The organism is Aquimarina sp. EL_43, from assembly GCF_943422735.1.
In the GTDB taxonomy this organism is placed as follows: Bacteria; Bacteroidota; Bacteroidia; order Flavobacteriales; family Flavobacteriaceae; genus Aquimarina; species Aquimarina megaterium.
The window spans coordinates 1,558,840-1,578,034 of record NZ_CALSBR010000001.1 but is presented as its reverse complement, the minus strand read 5'-3'; the positions used below and the strand labels follow the sequence as shown (position 1 = coordinate 1,578,034).

Annotated in this window: 11 protein-coding genes; 8 read left to right on the top strand and 3 right to left on the bottom strand. The window is 33.0% G+C overall.

Annotated elements, in window-relative coordinates:
• Positions 1-3 precede the first annotated feature (3 nt).
• A complete protein-coding gene (locus NNL09_RS07245; RefSeq protein WP_196911650.1) occupies positions 4-3,174 on the bottom strand; it encodes a TonB-dependent receptor in 3,171 nt (1,056 codons plus the stop codon).
• Between the two features lie 577 nt (positions 3,175-3,751).
• On the opposite strand from NNL09_RS07245, the gene NNL09_RS07240 reads away from it, so the two are divergent.
• The 4 genes from NNL09_RS07240 to NNL09_RS07225 all read left to right on the top strand — a co-directional run bounded on the left by NNL09_RS07240 (position 3,752) and on the right by NNL09_RS07225 (position 11,483).
• Positions 3,752-5,455 carry a helix-turn-helix domain-containing protein gene (locus NNL09_RS07240; RefSeq protein ID WP_025666196.1) on the top strand — a complete coding sequence of 568 codons (1,704 nt, stop codon included), beginning with the start codon at positions 3,752-3,754 and terminating at the stop codon, positions 5,453-5,455.
• 158 nt (positions 5,456-5,613) lie between these two features.
• Positions 5,614-6,411 (top strand): hypothetical protein, encoded by a 798-nt coding sequence (locus NNL09_RS07235; protein ID WP_196911651.1) that lies wholly within the window; start codon positions 5,614-5,616, stop codon positions 6,409-6,411.
• A 226-nt stretch (positions 6,412-6,637) separates the two neighbouring features.
• Positions 6,638-10,594, top strand: a complete 3,957-nt coding sequence (locus NNL09_RS07230; protein WP_196911652.1) for a PQQ-dependent sugar dehydrogenase — start codon at positions 6,638-6,640, stop codon at positions 10,592-10,594.
• Between the two features lie 106 nt (positions 10,595-10,700).
• Positions 10,701-11,483: a hypothetical protein gene (locus tag NNL09_RS07225; RefSeq protein WP_196911653.1), complete on the top strand. Its 783-nt coding sequence runs from the start codon at positions 10,701-10,703 to the stop codon at positions 11,481-11,483.
• Positions 11,484-11,593: 110 nt separating this feature from the next.
• Here the strand turns inward: NNL09_RS07225 and NNL09_RS07220 are convergent, their stop codons facing one another.
• A complete protein-coding gene (locus NNL09_RS07220) occupies positions 11,594-11,770 on the bottom strand; it encodes a hypothetical protein (RefSeq protein ID WP_160170115.1) in 177 nt (58 codons plus the stop codon).
• A 232-nt stretch (positions 11,771-12,002) separates the two neighbouring features.
• Complete coding sequence (locus tag NNL09_RS07215) at positions 12,003-13,730, bottom strand: AraC family transcriptional regulator (protein ID WP_025666200.1); 1,728 nt, start codon at positions 13,728-13,730, stop codon at positions 12,003-12,005.
• A gap of 203 nt (positions 13,731-13,933) precedes the next feature.
• Between NNL09_RS07215 and NNL09_RS07210 the strand changes: the two genes are divergently transcribed.
• From NNL09_RS07210 to NNL09_RS07195, 4 genes are all read left to right on the top strand, one after another.
• A complete protein-coding gene (locus NNL09_RS07210) occupies positions 13,934-15,208 on the top strand; it encodes a helix-turn-helix domain-containing protein (RefSeq protein ID WP_196911654.1) in 1,275 nt (424 codons plus the stop codon).
• A 187-nt stretch (positions 15,209-15,395) separates the two neighbouring features.
• Positions 15,396-17,018 (top strand): fibronectin type III domain-containing protein, encoded by a 1,623-nt coding sequence (locus NNL09_RS07205; protein ID WP_196911655.1) that lies wholly within the window; start codon positions 15,396-15,398, stop codon positions 17,016-17,018.
• Between the two features lie 295 nt (positions 17,019-17,313).
• Positions 17,314-18,111 (top strand): hypothetical protein, encoded by a 798-nt coding sequence (locus NNL09_RS07200; protein ID WP_196911656.1) that lies wholly within the window; start codon positions 17,314-17,316, stop codon positions 18,109-18,111.
• Positions 18,112-18,134: 23 nt separating this feature from the next.
• Positions 18,135-19,148: a kelch-like protein gene (locus NNL09_RS07195; protein WP_196911657.1), complete on the top strand. Its 1,014-nt coding sequence runs from the start codon at positions 18,135-18,137 to the stop codon at positions 19,146-19,148.
• The last annotated feature ends 47 nt before the right edge of the window (positions 19,149-19,195 follow it).

The window sequence follows — 19,195 nt, the reverse complement described above, 5'->3', positions numbered from 1 at the left end:
GATTTAAAATTTTAGGTTAACGCCAAATACAAATGATTTTACAGGTGGTGTAGTTAATCTGGTAAATCCATCGGTTCTTACTTCTGGATCGTGTTTTAATCGATCATCTTTTACCCAGGTAAATAGGTTGGTTCCTCTTAAGGTAAAAGTGATTCCATCTACTCCTATTGTTTCTAAAGTACTATTAGTAAGGTTATATCCTAATACCAATTCTCTTAATCGTATATAATCGCCATCATATAAGAATCGAGTGGAAGTTGAGGAAGATTGATTTCCTGCTCCTGTATTTGATTGTAGAGCTGGATAATCTGTAATATCTCCGGGTTTTTTCCAGCTTTGTAAGAGTTCTTCTGTACCATTAAAATATAAGGTACTGTTTAACCCGTTACTTTTGGTATAATACGACCAGCTTTCGTATACTTTGTTACCACCTGTAAAATATAGATTAGCATCTATAAAGAATCCTTTATAATCTATATGAGTCCCAAAACCACCACTATAAGTTGGGATAGCGCTACTACCTTGAAAAGCTACTTCTGCTTCATTAAAATTATTTGTAGTTTCACCATCTACACCATTAATATACCACAAAGGATCACCATTCTCTGGATCTACACCTGCCCATTTTCTCATATACCACTCATATATTGGATGTCCTACTTCTACTCTTCGCGTTCCTGTGGTAATTACAATATCGTTTCCAGAAGCATCTTTTGCCAGTTTCTTGACTTCGTTATCTACAGTAGCTATGTTTCCAAAAATACTCCAGTTAAAATCTTGCCCGCTTATTATATTATAGTTTAGTTCTATTTCAATACCCTTATTTACAACTTCTCCAATATTTCTGTTAACATCTGCAAATCCAGTGGTTCGGGATAATCCTACTTCTTGTAAAATATCAAAGGTTTTTTTATTGTAATAGGCAACTGACCCCGATATTTTATCGTTGAAAAGCCCAAAATCGATACCCATATCTAGTGTATTATTTTTTTCCCAGGATAAGAATTCGTTTCCATATCCTATGGGATATATCCCCGGATTAGCATTGTAATCTGCGTCGTAAGCCAAAAGGGATTGATATTCATTAATGTCTACTCCTGCACTACCACTAGTTCCATAAGAGGCTCTTAATCTTAAATTACTAAATAAAGTGCTGTCATATAAAAATTCTTCTGAAGTGATGTTCCATGCTGCACCTATTGACCAGAAGTCGCCAAAACGTTGATTTCGTGAAAAACGTGAAGAAGCTTCTCTTCGATAAGTAGCATCTAGTATATATTTATCGTCAAAATTATAGTTTAACATTCCCAGGTAAGAAAGGTTCTTCCAATCACTAAAAGAAGTACTGGCTTCAAAATTAATACTGGCTTCGTCTACAAAGGTTAATCCATCTTTTGGAAATTTTTCGCCTTGAGCACTTATGAAGTTGTATTTATTTTTTTGGAACTCCTGTAGTATAGTAATATCAAAATTATGTCTGTCCAGGCTGGTTTTATAGTTTAAAGAATTTTGAGTGACCCAATTAAAGTTACGACTGGTAGAAGCATAAGAACTACCACCTTCTTCTACAGCGTTCCCATGAACCCTATTAGAAAAATTTTTGTAGTTAGCTAAATTATAATCTATACTAAAATTGGTTTTAAATTTTAAGCCTTTCAGAATTTTCCATTCTAAAGTAGTACTATTCATTGCGCGAGTAACATCATTATTAATGATATCGTTCTCTATTAAATAAAGATAATTAAAGTAGTTGGTAGCGCTTCCAAAGTCAGTAAGATTCAAGGTTCCGTCTGCATTATATGCAGGTAGTGTTGGTGGTACAAAGAATTGAGCAGAAAGTCCACTTGCAAAAAATGCTCCTTGTTCAAACAATCCATTTTGATCGATATTAGAAACACTAAGATTATTTATAAATTTTAGCGAATTAGTCATGTCTTTCGAAAAATTAAATTTTGCAGTGATTCTTTCGTAATCTGTTCCTTTAACGATACCTTCGGTTTTGTTATATCCTAAAGAAGTATAGAAAGTAGAGGTTTCACTACCTCCTGTCGCAGAGAAATCAAATGTTTGCAAAGCAGGATTATCAGTCTTTACAATTTCCTGCCAGTTTGCTTCTGGCCTTCCATTTGTATTCCAGTCGGTATATGAAGTACCCCAGAATCCAGGAAACCGCTCATAAAGATCCTTAGCTTCAGATCTGTCTATACTATATGTTTCTCCATAGGTATTAAATACAGCGTCATAAAAAAGTTCTTCTCGTTGTGCTGCAGTTAACATTTTCGGACCCTTTACTGCTTGCTCCTGATACCCATAAGTAGAAGTAAAATTAAATGTCGTTTTTCTATTTTTTCTACCATTCTTTGTAGTGATTACAATAACCCCGTTAGATCCTCTTGCCCCGTAAGCGGCGGTTGCAGAAGCATCCTTAAGAACGGTAATACTTTCTACGTCTCTGCTATTGATACTGGATAGAGAGCTTAATGAACTGGCAGAACTACTACCAGAAGTATTATAATTAACCATAGGCACCCCATCGATTACAAAAAGTGGAGCATTAGATGAAGTAATAGAGCCTACTCCCCGAATTCGGATTTGTTGTGTTGATCCAGGAGTTCCCGAAGAAGAAGCTATGTTTAAACCCGCGACCTTACCTTGTAATGCCTGATCTACTGTTACTACAGGTACATCATTAATTTCATCGGCAACAACTTGCACAGTACTACCCGTAATTTCATTTTTACCTCTCGTAGTATATCCAAGTACAACGATTTCTTCGAGTTCCTGGGTATCTGATACCATTTCGATATTAATAGTGTTTGATATGGCATCTATTATTCTCTCTTCTGTTTTCATTCCGATATAAGAAAACATCAATATCTCACCAGCTTTGGCATTAATGATATAGTTGCCATCAAAATCTGTTTGAGCACCCAGGTTTGATCCTTTGATAATTACTGCTACTCCAGGTAATGGAATACCACTATCATCTGTTACTTTTCCTTTTATTTCTCTTTCCTGCAGAACATCACCAATTTTATGTGCTTTGTAAGTATTTCCATATGCATTAAACAGCCCCACAGATAAACATAACATAAAAATTGTTGTGGTTGTAAACAGTTGATTTTTAATAATTTCTGCTGAATTCAAAAAATAAGTGTTGATTTTTTTATTCATAATTCGTTTTTCTAAAAATTGATTTTGTTGTTCTTTTCCCCTTGTGTAAGAAGTTTACTCTAATGCTTCGTAGAGTCTGATTTTATTCCATAAAGTGTTGTTTTAAGTTTGTATTAATATTGATTTCGTGCTCTGTTTTTTTCGTATAGGCCGAGCTTGACACATCTATCGATATAGATGTGTCTACCGTTATATTATATTTTCAGTAATGTTGTTAAGTACTTGTTTTCCCTATATTCAGTCTAACATCATCAAAGAGAACTAAATGTTGATATTTCAAATTTTGTAGATAAATTTTGATAATTATTCAGCAAGACTGCTTTATTTTTCATAAAATGAAAACAATTCGAATGGCATTGTGTTTTTTTGTCAAAAACAGAATATTATTCAGTGTAGTAAGAGTGTAAAAAGGAGATAATTTTAAATTTAGTAAGTATTTTATGATATATTAACAAGAAACCTTGTCATATTAATATAATTTTATAATAAATGATAAAAATAACCTGAAATATAGGGTGGGGTCTGTGCGTTATTAAACGTTATAGATAGTGTAGATAGGAATACATTTGCGTAATCAATGAAAATAAACCCATACAATATTATTTTGCTTATAGGGTGTCTGGGTATTGTAATTTTTGCAATTCTTAAATTATGTTGTTGCAAAAAAAAAGAAAAGACATTTAAGTTTTTTTATTATTTTTTGATTACCGCAAATTTGGTAATCATTCAAATACTATTAATAGATTTTGGAATTACCAAGTTATATCCTTGGATTCTTATACTGTATACTCCATTCGAATTTTTGTCACCTGTTTTTTTTACTGCATTTACCTGTTATTATCTTGAGAAAGAGGAAATATATAAAAGGTATCAACGATATCTTTTAATCCCATTTATGGTGTTTTTTGTTGTATATACCTTAATAAAGATTAATATTCTGATTGATTATTCTATTTTTTCAAAAAACACAGCTTCTTTTCTTCTTAATGAAATAGATGAAAATTTCACCGTTATTTTTTGTTTTATGCTTTCTATATGGAATTATCGTATTATACAGAGATATGAGAATTCTTTAGGAAGATTATCTTTTGTTTATGTTAGAAAAAAAACAAAATGGATAAAGAATATTTTTGTTGCATTAGTGATTCTGTCGGTGTTATGGATGCTTACTATTACTTTGTTTTTTATTAAAGAAGAGATAACGGGTCATTCTGCATATTATCCAATTTGGATGCTATATATGATTTTTTGCTACGCTTTTCTCTTTTTGGGGATGAAACATTTAAACAAAGTATCGGGTAGCGTTACTAATTTAGAAGACCCAATACAGAAGAAGATTATTAATTTTCAGCTATCAGGACTAGATCATGTTTTCTCAGAAAGAGAACTTCAATTAGTACACTCTAATCCCATATCTATTACAGGAATATTAAGTTATTTTGCTACTTCTTTGTTTGATAAAAATAAAAGAGATGATGTTTTATCAGATATTGTAGAGAATTGTATTTCTCAATTACAACTACAAGAATGTAGTATCTATATGATATGTAAAGAAAATAAGACATTAATTCCCAAAGCAATATATAGTAACAAAAACAATTGTGAAATCATAAAAAGAAAAAAACAAATACCTATTCCAATCGGAGAAGGAACCTTGGGTAAAGTAGTACAATTAGAGAAATATCAATGTGTAGAAAACTTAAGTGTAATTATAGGTGATAATGAGAAGTACATTACAAGAAGATCAAAACTTTCTGTTCCTATATTTATAAGAAAGAAGGTAGTAGGAGTCTTGGATGCCGAGCACGACGAGAAAGCATATTTTAAGTCACATCATATTGCATTATTTCTATTGATAGCTAAATTAACAGAAATAAAACTTTCTCAAATCAACACCAATACCAATCCAGTAGTACTCACTAATATTACAAATGACAATGCTTACTTTAAAGAGTTGGATTTTTTAATGAAAGAAGAAAAAATTTATGTAGACCCTAATTTAGGTCTAGAAAATATTTCAAAAAGACTACAAATAAGCAGTAACTATCTATCCCAATTGATCAATAAACTAGGAGGCTGTAATTTTTCTGATTATATAAATAGTTATAGGGTCGAAGAAGTAAAATCCAAACTAAAAGATCCAGATTATGATAACTATACCGTACTTGGTATTGCCATGGAATGTGGATTTAATTCGAAATCACCTTTTTATTCTGCATTTAAAAAACACACAGGAGTCTCTCCCAAAGAATATAGACAACAGCAACAAATTATGTCCTGATTTCTTGAAATTCAAACTTTAAGGACACTTATAATTTTTAATGTTATTAGAATTGCATCTCATTTGTATTTTATACAGTTGAGTTTGTGTATAAGGTGAGTAGGTTTTGGGCCCTTAAAATGTACTCACCTTTTTTAAATATCTTAAAATCTAATAATATGAAAAATCTTATCCCTAAAAGAATTACACTAATCGAATACATTTCACTTCTGGCATTTGCTACATTCTCTTGCGAGCGAGTTAATAATGAAACATTACAAGAAAATAATAATGGAGAATTGGCGATTTTTACATTCTCTAATGGAAATACCTTACAATTAATTGAAAGTGAGGAAGAAGGAGATCCAGTTATCCTGGCTATCGAATCTGGCTCAAATAAAAATATAGAATTGATAGACTTTGACTCTAATTCTATATTAGACATATACCTTAAATTAACTCCTGATGACTCTCCTCTCCCAAAAATAATTGCAAATATCTCTGAAGACAATGACCATTTGCATCATAGAAGCGTTGTTAAGGATTTTGATGCTGCACTAAAATTTAGTGTTGAAAAAATCCCTGAAACACTTAAAATGAAGAATAATACTAAAGCAAATTTTTGCGATGATATTCCTGAGAGTTATAATCATTGTTTTAACCGAAAAAAAAGCAAAGTGTCTAATATTACATCAAGTAGTAGATGTAAAGTAATGAAAAATTATACCTCTGTGTTTAAAGAATCATACAATGAAGGGAAGTATATGGAAGTAAGACATAGATATAGAAAAGCATCTGGAGGATGGGCAACACATGTCAAAGGGAAATACAAGGTATATCCCGGAAAATGGAAACGATTGTCGATACCAGGGAAAATGAAAAGATACAGAAGAGCAGCGCGTAGTGGGGTTAATGCAATAACTGGCCTTGGAACAGAATATGTGTATTGGAAAGGATATACTGATTTTCGGAACTAAAAATAAAATTGATATTACCAGAATAATGATTTTATAATAAGAATTTTATTAGTGAGTAATTCAACAGTTTGAAATGATGGTTTGGTAGGCAGCAGGAAGAAAATTTTGATTCTCCTGCTGCTTTTTTATCAAAATGTATATGATTTAAAAAAAGCACATTCAATTTTCCAGAAAGATAATATAAGAGCAAATCCAGAGACATTATTTATGATTCTAAAGGTATTTTATGAGAAGTAAAACTCTTAACAGAACAAAACCATTTCTAGATAAGTTTATCTTAAAAGTATTTTTTATAATAGTCATACTCAATATTGATATCACCTTGTTATCTGCTCAAGGAACATTTGAAGTGGGAGATACCACTGTTTCATATTCGTTTCTTAGAACCGATGTTGAGAAGCCTTGGGAGATTTTGTGGGGTCCAGATGATATGATTTGGTTTACCGAGAGGGATGCAGGAAATGTTTGCAGAGTTGACCCCTACGATTCTTCATCCCCAAAAGAAATCTTGCTTACATTACCATCTAATCAAATACAACAAGGGCCTGGTACAGGAGGGTTGTTAGGCATGGTTATACATCCAGATTTTAATGATGGCAGCCCCCATGTATATTTGGCACACAGCAATATTCAAAACCTACAAACACTTTCAAGATATACCTATAATTTTACCAATCAAAGATTAGAAAATCAGGAAATTTTACTTCAGTCCACTTTGGGACCAGATAATCATGGCTCAAGGTTGTTGATATCAAATGACCAAAAGTTATTGATGACTACAGGAGCAAATGATGAGGAGTATGCTTCCAGACTTGATAATATAGTAGGTAAAGTTTTACGCATAAATTTGGATGGATCAGCACCTATCGATAATCCATTTTATGACTCGGGTAATCCTACATCACCAGCAAGCTATATATACAGCTACGGACATAGAAATCCACAGGGTATTGCACAGGTTCCCGCAGATCATCCTACATATCCCAATGCTATTTATGCATTAGAACATGGTGCACAACTTAATGATGAATTTAACCGTATAGAGCCGGGTAATAGTTATGGGTGGGGCTTTCTGGATATTAATGATAATATTGTATATGAGGGATATTGCGACCCTTCTTCTAATACAAATGAAAACACATGCCCCTTGGTTACCTTTGATCTTGCCCCAACGGGATTGTTGTATTATGACCATCCGGCTATACCTGAATGGGAAGGTACGTTCATAGGAGGATCATCAAAAGGCGCGAGAATTTTTAGGATATTGATGTCTTCAGATGGGCTAAGTGTTATTAATAAAGATACCAGTTTAAATCCTGCCAATAATATAGTATTGACCAATGATGATCAATATGTGGTCTGGGGTGATGATGGGACTCAGGTTTCTCCACGGGATTATTGTATATCCCCTAATGGCGAAGTCTTTATGGCATCTCATAATCAAGATAGAATAGTAGTGCTAAGAAATGAAAATTACTGTTTATCTGCCCCAACGATTGAAAACCCTGATCCCTTATGTAGTAGTGACCCTATACCTGTGTTAACAGCATTGGGTAGTGGCACTATTCGATGGTATTCTGATACTGGATTAACCAATCTGTTACATACAGGAGAACAATTTGAACCCACCGGCATTACAGAGACTACAACATATTATCTTACACAATCAAATACAGATTGTACTTCTGCCTACTCTTCGGTAACCATAACGATTCTTTCTGATCCACAGCCCTTTTCAATTGATCAAAGTGCCAGTATGCAATTGTGTTCTGGAGATACACTAAGTTTTTCACTTAACGGATCAGAGATTGGAGCTACCTATCAAACCTTGTTGGATAATGTTTCTATTGGTGATGTTGTTGAAGGAACAGGAAGTTTGATTACTTTAAATACAATCGGAGGATTAAGTTCTGGGAATATCCAGGTTCGGTCTTCGTTGAATAATTGCACATCTATAATGAATGGTTCTTTTGATATTGAGATATCCGATCCGTTTAATGTTGTATTACAAGCAGTAGATAGTCAACTACAAGCCACTCCCTCGGTAAGCCCTGGAGGGTTGACATTTTCCTGGTATAGAGATCAGGAATTAATCGATGGTGATGATCCGGTATTGCAATTATCAAGATCAGGAACCTATTATGTAATTGTTGATAATGGTAGTTGTAATGTAATTTCTAACACAATAGTATTTATCTGTGCTTCTGTTCCCGAAATGCCAGAAGAATATAGTATCTGTTTCGATTCATTTATACAGTTAGAAGCAGTAGGAGAAAACATCACCTGGTATTCTGATCCCGATCTCGAAAATATTATTGCTACAGGAAATATATTAAATACCGATATATCGACCACTACTACATTTTATGCTACCCAAACTTCAGAAGGTTGCCAGAGTAATCCTGGTACAGTAACCATAACAGTAACTGGGCAATTAAATGCATTTGATCTATCGGGTAACACCTCTATTTGTAGCGGAGAGGATGTAACCATTCAGTTATCAGATTCTGAAAACGGGCTAGAATATGTGGTATTGATAAATACTACAGAAATTGGTATTTCGGCAATGGGATCGGGAGAATCTTTATCGATAGATATTCCTTACTACCATATTCGAAATGATGATGTAGTAACAGTTCGGGCAATGAGTGAAGGGTGTGATCGATTAATGAATGGTAGTATTGTTATAAATCACTCTAATGTTGTAAATGTCTATTTTGTAGATGAAGACCAAACATTAATTGCTACGTCGGGGATTGGATATTTGTATCAATGGACTTTAAATAATACTCCTATTGCAGGAGAGACAGGTAATTCTATAGATATTCAATCTAATATAGAGGATTATGGTCTCCTAGTTACGGTTGCAGGTTGTACACAATTAGCCGAACTAACCGATGATCAAAACTTACTTACTCAAAATATAAGTATTGGAGATACCAGAGGATATGTAAGACTACTTACTAATGATATAGAAGTCCCGTGGTCTATAGAATTAGATAGTAATGGTTTTTTATGGGTGACAGATAGGGATCTTGGAGTGGTAAGTAAAATAAACAGAAATACAGGGGATAAACAAGAAGTACTTAGACTAGGTGAAACACAAGGTTTTGATGCCAATACTTCTCCTAGAGGAGGATTGCTTGGTTTGACTTTGAGTAACGAAGAACTGTTTGTTGCATATACATATAATGATGGTAATCTTAAACTGCGAATAGCAAAATATACTATTGTAGATGGTGATTTAACCAATGAAACTGTACTTTTAGAAAACATTCCTTCGCCTTCAATGCATGGGTGTGATCTCTTACTATCATCAGATGGATTTTTATATATCACAACTGCATCTCCCAATAATAATGCTCAGGATATAAATAGTTTGGAAGGGAAAGTCCTGCGAATCAATACAGATGGTTCTATACCGGTAGACAATCCTATACCTGGTAGTTCTGTATTTACCACGGGGCATAGAAACCCTCAAGGGATCACACAAGCCGGATCATATATTTATATAAGTGAACACGGTGAAGTAGGAGGAGATGAGATCAATCTGATTAATTCTGGAAATAACTATGGATGGCCAGATGTGACTACACCTTGCAATAATCCGGATATTGATTGCTCTTTTATCGATCTGGGGTCTGTTGCTCCCGCTGGATTAGATTATTATGATCATACCGCTTTTCCGCAGCTTAATAATAGTCTTCTTATGGCTACTTTAAGAGGTCAATCTGTTATCAAAATACCTCTGGATAATGCTCTTTTACCAATGCAAAACATAGAACACCTGTTTGGAGGTAATGAACAAGGCGTTTTTGGAAGAATCAGGGATATACACATTTCTGAAGAAGGGACCATTTTTATTGCTTACAGTGGTAATACTATTGTTGAGGCGGGTATTGCAGAAATCAGCCCCGTACGATCAAGTGATAATGAAAACGTAGAAGGCCTTAGTGCTGTATTGTTTCCAAATCCCGCAAGAGACAATGTTGATGTTCTGGTACCAGGATATACCAGTTTTATGGTAAGGGTGTTTGATGTTAACGGAAAACTAATTACTACTTCAAGAATTCTGGATAGTAATACTGTAACAATCAATATCTTGAATTATAGCAGAGGGTTGTATTTTGTTAAGATTAATGTTGAAGATGATGAACAAACCTATAAAATTATTAAGGATTAAATCCAGAGGGTTTTTAAAAATATTCTTGCAAGAGTAGACATAAACCCGAGTGTCTTAAAAAGGTTCGGGTAATTTTTATCACATAAATCTTTAGTATATAAATCTTATGAAACGTATTAAATTCATACAAGTTTTATGCATTATCTGCGTAGTACTTTTTACTACCTCTTGTGAAGATGAAGTAGAAGGTATACAGCCAATTCTAGAGCAAACTAGTAGTGGAGAATTTGCTGTTTTTACTTTTGCCAATGGCAACAAACTACAACTCATCGAAAGTGACGAAGAGGGAGATCCTGTTATCATTGCGATAGAATCAGGATTTGAACAGAACAAAATGTTTATTGATTTTGACAGGCATTCTATGTTGGATGTGTATCTGGCTCTTACTTCAGAAAAAACTCCTATACCTAAGGTATTGATAGATATGTCTAAATCTTTTCAAAATCAGAAATTATTAGAAAAAAGACAGATAGTACCTACTATGAATATTCCCGTTACAATAGGAATGACAAAAATTCCTGAATCATTGTTACAAAAATTCCCGGTTAACCGAGGTTTTTGTGATAAAGAATATGCTGATTATTGTGAGGGAGACGGATGGGATCTTGAAGATGTGTGGAAGTCAGGAAATAAAAAAAAGAAAATAGAAGGGTATACTCATCTTTTTTCCGATAGTGGAACCGGAGTACCTCATATGACAGTTAAGTTTAAGTATAAAAAAGCAAATGGAAGTTGGAAAGAAAATGATAAAGCAACTCATAAAATTTATAAAGGACACGGGAAAAGAATTACCTATATCGGAGGGAAAAAAAGATATAGAGGATCTTGGCGATCAGTGCCAGGAGGTTTTTTAGGTCACTGGAAGGGTTGGACTGATGTTAGAAACTAAAAAATAATAAATCGAATCATTTGATTAAATCCATAGAAAAACCCCTCAAACTATATTTTCCCTTTTTATAGTTTGAGGGGTTTTAATTCTTTATTGGTTTTGTAAATTTTTTAATCCCATTCAAAATTAGTTGGGCAAGTAATAATAGTAAATTTTGGCTTATAGAATAGAGGACATCTAGAAGGGTTTTTACTATCTACGTAACCACCTTTTATAGATGACGGATTCTCTAATTTTGCAATTTTTAGTTTTGCAAGACTTAATTTTTTCCCCTTTGCTTTTCTCATAATTTTTAGTTTTTAAAGATTATTATACATATATCTTCTCTACCAGTATCAGAATATTATTGATACAATTTTTTATTAAAAATCACATAAAGTGATAATAAAAATGCCTAACAGTATAAAAAGTATATGTAAGTTACTTTTTTTGAATTCCAAGAATAAATATAGGGTAAAAAACAGTAAACATGCTATGAATGAGGTGGTTATTAGTCGAAATTCACAGAATTTCGATAAATTACATAGTATCTAAGTCATGTAATTTCTTTATAAAATAAGAAGTTTTGATTCCTGTACTCTTTTTAAATGCAGACGAAAAAGATTCGGCAGTATTAAACCCCATTTCTTCTGCAATACCTTGTATGGTATAGTTCCTAAGCGTTTTGTTTTCTTTTAACTGGGTTACAGCATGTGCAATCCTAAGATCGTTGATATAATTGGCAAAATTCTTTTGTTTATGATGATTAATGACCTTTGACAAATACTTTGTATTGGTTTTAATGTCTTTGGCCAAAGAGGTAGTACTAATATTCTTTTTTAGATAATAATGATTTTGTTCAAATAAAACTAACTTATTCAGGATTTCTTCAACGATATCATTAGATACTCCTATATCATTTTGAGGTTTTTCGTTAGGTGTTTCGACCACCTTGTTTTGAGCAATTAATTGTTCAAATTTTTGCTGATAAGTTTTTCTCTTTTGATATTGGCGATATAAAAAAACAATAGCGACAAGAGTAAGTAATGAGAGAAAAATCACTAATGAATTTAGGTTTTTATTATTGCCTTTCAGTTCATTAATTAAGACCTCTTTTTCTTTTATCAGTAAAGGAGTATCAAACTCTTTAAATAAACGATTAGATAAAGAAGAAGTTTCCTGGTTAATAATGCTATCAAATCGTAGAAGTTTATTGATATATTCGAGCTGTTGTTCTTTTTTGTCATTCTCTTTATAAAAATTGATCATAAACTCATAACCTTCCCGAACTTCAATAGGAGTAATTTTTTCATAGTGAAGAATCGAATCTACAGTAAGAAAATGCTTTTTAGTAGATAAGATGTCTTGTTTTAATAATTGTAGCTTTCCCAAATAAAACTCACCCAAAATATATGCTTTTTTGTTTTCTGATCTGGTTTTATCGAGAACAGACAAACCTTTAGCAATACTATCATATGCATCCTTAAATTTCTCTTTATAAAAGAGATTGATACCCTCATTAATGATAATCCGACTATAAAACCTATTATAATAATGTTCTGATTTTTGTGATCGTTTAATTGCTTTATAATGATATGTTGAAGCAGAATCCAGGAGATTATTATAGCGATAAGATTCTGCTAAAGGAACGGTTGCTTTTAAATATCGGATTGTATCGGTAGTATGTTTTGTTATTATGTGTGTATAATATTCTTTAAAAAGAGGTAAAGCTTCTTCATGCTTTCTTATTTCCGTCTTGATACAAGCAATATTATGCTTGGTGATATAGATGTATTCAACATTTTGAATTTTTTCTGCAAGCATCAAAGCTTGTAAGTAGTTGTCAAGTGCAAGAGTGTAATTACCTTTACGGAAGTAATATCCTCCTTTAAAAGAGTATGATCTAATTATGATATCTTGATCTAAACCTGTACTTAAAGTAATAGAACGATCTAATAAAGCTATTTTTTCTGATTCTTCTTCAATATAATAGGATAATCTACTATATGCATTAGCCATTTTTATCTTATCATTTTCTAGAATAGCTTTTTTTAGATACGTATTAAGATAAATCTTTGCAGACAAAGTATCTCTGTAGACCTTTAGATAAGAATTATATAAATTCTCATAGTCCAATGTTTTTAAAGAATCAGGAATTACAAAATCTTCTTCTTGTCCGGTAGTAATTTGTACACAGCATAGTAAAAAAACAATAGTTATCCTTTTACAAAAGGAAGTGAAAAAGAGATATGTCTTTTTTGCTTTCAAGGGGTTTTTATCTATTTATCTAGCTATAAAGATACTATTTTCTGGTTTTTGTAATGTCTTAATATTAATTTGATATAAAAAACTGATTATAAATAAGTTAATGTTGAAAATGAATCTCGAAATTCTCAGAATATCGAGATATTTCGTTTGTTTTCAAGGGTATTGTCATTATATATTTGGATTGGACAAAAAAATCAATCATCATGAATATCAAAAAAAACATAGGTGATAAACTAGTAGCGAAAATTTCTACAATTTTAATATGTGGGGTTGTATTTTTCTTGATATATGTTGTGTGTTATAAGATGCTAAGTACAGGTTTTGATACAAGACATATGTTTGCAATGCTGATAGTATTAAACATAGTATTGCTCATTACAGTATTTGTTTTTTTCTTTTCGAGTATAGTCCTGAAGAATTTCTCTAATTTCTATTTTAAGATCCCTCTTCTTTTTAATAAAGTATTTGAAGTAGGGTATGATGGTATTTTTACTACTACAGAAGAACTAACACCAAGGTTTGATCAGGCGAAGGCTAAGAAAGATGTGATTCGAAGTTTAGTATCAAATTTTAGTACTCATAATCTGTATCAGATTTTTTCTAAAAAAGACCAGATACAACATCAAAACGCATCAAATGAAACCATAGGAATACTAACCTATTTTGCATCATCGCTGTTCGAAAAAAACAAACTTGAAGAGGTATTGTGGGATATTGTAGAGAATTGTATTTCGAAACTTAAACTAGAGGACTGTGTAATCTACATGTTGGATACCCAAAATAAAGTTTTGATACAAAAAGCAGCATTTGGCCATAAAAATAATGGAGAAAGAAAAGTCATAAGCCCTATCCAAATTCCATTAGGTAAAGGAATTGTTGGTAGAGTAGCTCAATCAGGAACATTTGAGTATGTGCCCGATTTGACCAATGATCCTGGATATATCATAGACGATGATCGTAGAATGTCTGAATTGTCTGTTCCTATTTTAATAGATGATGAGGTAGTAGGTGTTCTGGATTCTGAGCATTCTCAAAAAGATTTTTTCAATAAAGATCATGTGTTCTTATTTCAGTTAATTGCTAAACTAACCGGAAAAAAACTAAAACAAATTCATACAAAAAGTGAATCTCATATTACCGATGATAATGTGTATTTTAAAGAGCTAGATTTTTTGATGAAAGAAGCCAAAATATATCGGGATCCAAATCTAGGGTTAGACAGTATGGCTAAAAAACTAAATATAAGTGGTAACTACCTGTCACAATTGGTTAATAAATTGAGCGGGTATAATTTTACCGATTATATAAATAGATATAGAATAGAGGATGCAAAATTTAAATTAAGAAACCCTAATTTTATAAACTACACTATTATATCGATCGCTTTAGAGTCTGGGTTTAATTCGAAATCTACTTTTTATAGCGCTTTTAAAAAACGAACAGGCATTTCTCCAAAAGAATATAGAAAAACTTCCTAAAAACGTCCGGATTCTTTGAAATTCAAACTTTCTGGACATTCGTACACTTCACCCTAATTAATTTTATCATCTAAGTACTACACTAGTACAAACCAAGTATTTGTTTTTAGCTTAAGCAGTTTGTTGCTCTATAGTAGGCTAAGAATAAGGATAGATTTTTATAAACAAACCATAAAAACATAAACAAATGAAAAAGAAAGAGTTTTTATATCGTTTAATCATCTTTTGCGTGTTGATTGTAGGGTGCAAAGATGATGATGATAGAGTTATACCACCTGTATCAGTCGAGAATCAGGTGCCAGGAGATTTTACCATACAGGTTAACCAGATAACTGATAATAACGCACTATTAGAATGGACTCTCGCAGTTGATCCAGATGATGATGATGTATCGTATACTATTTTTTTGGGAGAGAATTCCATACAATCAGATGTGAAGGTTACAGAATTTTTATTAGAAGGACTTGATGCTCAAACCAGTTACAATGGTAAGATAGTAGCTTCTGATGGAAAAGGAGGAACATCAGAAAACACATTTGCTTTTGATACAGAAGACGAAGTAGTAATTAGTGAAGAAGTATCAATAGCATGGGAAAAATCTTATGGAGGTTCTGAAATTGATGTTGCAAATGCGCTGCAACTAACAGTAGATGGAGGTTATATTATAGTGGGTACGTCAAATTCTGATGATGGAGATGTTGGTGGCAATAACGATGCAGATGGGTATATAGGAGGAGATTACTGGGTGATTAAACTAAGTAGTTCTGGCGATTTGATATGGGAAACAAACCTGGGAGGATCTAGTGATGAAGCAGCAAATAGTATACAACAAACTACAGATGGTGGATATATAATAGCAGGAATGACTGATTCTAATGATCAGGATATTAGTGAGGATACTTCTTTTGCTGATTTTTGGATTGTGAAGTTAGATGGGTTAGGGAATTTGGTTTGGGAAACCAACTATGGAGGAAGTGGAAATGAAGAAGCAACCGATATTGAGCAAGTGTCAGACGGAGGTTTTATTGTAGCAGGTTTTACTAGCTCTTCAAACGGTGATGTAGGAGAAAATTTTGGAAGTATGGACTATTGGGTAATGAAACTAGATGTTATGGGAGTTTTAGTATGGGAAACAAATCTGGGAGGAACTGGGTTTGATATTGCACAATCGGTTGAGCAAACTGTTGATGGAGGTTATATTGTTGGAGGGTATTCAGAGTCCTCAGATGGAGATGTGGGAGGTAATTATGGAGAAAAAGATTATTGGATTGTAAAATTGGATGCTTTAGGAAATTTGGTTTGGGAAACAAACCTTGGAGGAACACAAGATGATTTGGCATATGATGTTCATCAAACAACAGATCAAGGGTATATCGTAGCTGGATATTCAGAATCATCAGATTTTGATGTAAGCAGTAATAATGGAAAAAAAGATTGCTGGATTATAAAATTAAATACTTCGGGAGAATTGGTATGGCAGGTTAACCTTGGTAGTTCAGAGAATGATGTTGCCCGCTCTATTCAACAAACTACAGATGGAGGATATGTCTTTGCTGGTAACTCGGGAGCAAGCGACTTTGATGCAAGTGCTAATAACGGAGGATATGCAGATTTTTGGGCGGTAAAACTAAATCCTCTTGGTGAATTGTCATGGGAAATTAGCTTTGGTGGTCCAGAACCTGATTACGCAAATGCAATTCAACAAACCAATAATGGTTACATCGTAGCCGGTTATGTTTATGCTCCGGGAGGAGATATTAGTGGTGCTGGCAAAGGTAAGTGGGATTACTGGGTAGTAAAACTAGAGTGATTTCAGTAAAATAATAGTTTGTAATGATTAGGTTTTTTTGTCCATGCTTTTCATTACCCGGATCCTCATTACCTAACCTAACAAGATAATGGGGATCCTTTTTTTTCTAACCTACAGGTAAACCCCTTAAAAAATGTCCGAATTCTTTGAAATTCAAACTTTTCGGATACTTCAAACTGTGACTGTAGTTAGGTTTGTGGCATTAGCTTTTTATCATAATAGAAAAACAATAATAGATTTCATAAAGGCCATTGTGAGATACATATTTGGCTATTAATTAACGTAAAAATGAGAGATGAAAAGGATGAAAATAATTCAATATGTAAGTGTAATTTTTTTTGTTATACTAATTTCATGTAGTAAGGATGATAATGTTCTAAATTCTAATTCTGAACCAGATCCTATTACAAATCCAGAAAAAAGAATTTTTGATGACTTTGAAGGTACTGGTCCTCTAGTAGATTATATAACAAACAATGCTACAGTATTGCCAAATGTAAGTAGGGTTTCAGGTAGATATCATGCAGTTTTAGACGATAATACGAATAATCAGACCTTACATTTTAACGAAGAGCAAGGGCGATTAGATGCTAAATTAGTTACGTTTCCTTTTGAGTTTATTGCAAGAAATATTGGTATTGGCACTACTGCCAATTCTCAAACAGGACCAGCTCATAGTGATACTCAATACAACTTTTCGGGGATTCAAGTACATGTAGAAGATTTTAACTCTATAAACTCTTCTCATGTGGTTATAGGTCACAGAGGAACAAGAAGATTTACTATAGAAGGTAAAAACACGGTAAATGGTATTTCTTCTGTAGACGACATAGGTATAGATATGGCTCCTTTAGGACGAGCAGATATCCGTATTGTTGGAGATGAAAATTATGAACTTACTTTTTATTGGCAACAACCAAATTTAACAAGCAATAGTACTTCAGATGAATGGATACTTTATAATGGTACGGGTAAATTACCAGGAACCACCCCTTCATACGATAGTAAAGTTTATATAGGGCTTATTACATATGCTTTTGGTAACGCAGGTATTCCGTTTGTAGGGACTTGTGACGCTATTGAGATAAAATAAATAGTAACAATAAATAAATTACAATGAAAACACAGATATATATAATACTACTAGCATTTGTATCTACGATCTTTTTATCATGTGATACTGAAGAAATCCAGATAGAAAACTTTGAAAAAAGTAATGCCAAATCTTTTACGACCAAAGCAATTAGTTTACATCCTAAGAAGGTTCTTAAAGAAACGCCTTTTGGCGGTAGAGCCAATCATACCTCACTTGTATTTGACAATAAAATGTGGGTAATAGCGGGTAATGGTCCAGGAATATACTATAACGATGCATGGTATAGTAAAGATGGAACTACCTGGATGGCAGCCACAAAAAAGGCTTCTTTTTCAGCAAGAACAGGTCATGCTGCAACTGTCTCTCAAGGTAAAATGTGGATAACAGGTGGTAGGCTTGTTAATGAAATGAATGATGTTTGGTATAGTGCAGATGGGGAGACCTGGAAAGAAGCTACAAGCAATGCTTCTTTTTCACCAAGATCAGGACATACGATGGTCGATTTACAAGGAAGAATGTTTGTAATTGGTGGTCATGAAAATGGAGTCGAAAAAGGTGATATTTGGGTAAGTAGCGATGGAGTTAAATGGAATTTAGTTTCTAACCTCGCACCTTTTGGAGCAAGAAGAGATCATGCCTCTGTAGTGTATGATAATAAAATATGGGTTATAGGCGGTTATGATATCAATAATAACTTTTTAAACGATGTATGGTATTCCCCAAATGGTTTTCAATGGTTTCTTGCTACCCCAGATGCAGATTTTTTACCCAGAAGAAATCATGCAGTAACAGTAGATAAAAAGGGAATGTGGTTAACTGCCGGAACAAGAAATAACGACTTCGAGTATTTTAATGATTTCTGGTATAGTACCAATGGTATAGATTGGAAAAAAACTTATTTAACTAAAAAATTTCAAGAAAGAACGGAGCATACATCTGTGTATTTTGACAAGAAATTGTGGATCATTAATGGGTATGCGTTGGATAACGGAAGTCCAGATGATTTTTATGACGATATCTGGTCTTTTGAATAATAACAATGACATTTCTGATACACGTGACTATTCTAACTATTGAATTT

Coding starts and splice junctions, on each gene's coding strand:
- NNL09_RS07240 (WP_025666196.1), top strand. CDS start 3,752: ATGAAAATAAACCCATACAATATTATTTTGCTTATAGGGTGTCTGGGT.
- NNL09_RS07195 (WP_196911657.1), top strand. CDS start 18,135: ATGAAAACACAGATATATATAATACTACTAGCATTTGTATCTACGATC.
- NNL09_RS07230 (WP_196911652.1), top strand. CDS start 6,638: ATGAGAAGTAAAACTCTTAACAGAACAAAACCATTTCTAGATAAGTTT.
- NNL09_RS07220 (WP_160170115.1), bottom strand. CDS start 11,770: ATGAGAAAAGCAAAGGGGAAAAAATTAAGTCTTGCAAAACTAAAAATT.
- NNL09_RS07205 (WP_196911655.1), top strand. CDS start 15,396: ATGAAAAAGAAAGAGTTTTTATATCGTTTAATCATCTTTTGCGTGTTG.
- NNL09_RS07225 (WP_196911653.1), top strand. CDS start 10,701: ATGAAACGTATTAAATTCATACAAGTTTTATGCATTATCTGCGTAGTA.
- NNL09_RS07235 (WP_196911651.1), top strand. CDS start 5,614: ATGAAAAATCTTATCCCTAAAAGAATTACACTAATCGAATACATTTCA.
- NNL09_RS07210 (WP_196911654.1), top strand. CDS start 13,934: ATGAATATCAAAAAAAACATAGGTGATAAACTAGTAGCGAAAATTTCT.
- NNL09_RS07245 (WP_196911650.1), bottom strand. CDS start 3,174: ATGAATAAAAAAATCAACACTTATTTTTTGAATTCAGCAGAAATTATT.
- NNL09_RS07200 (WP_196911656.1), top strand. CDS start 17,314: ATGAAAAGGATGAAAATAATTCAATATGTAAGTGTAATTTTTTTTGTT.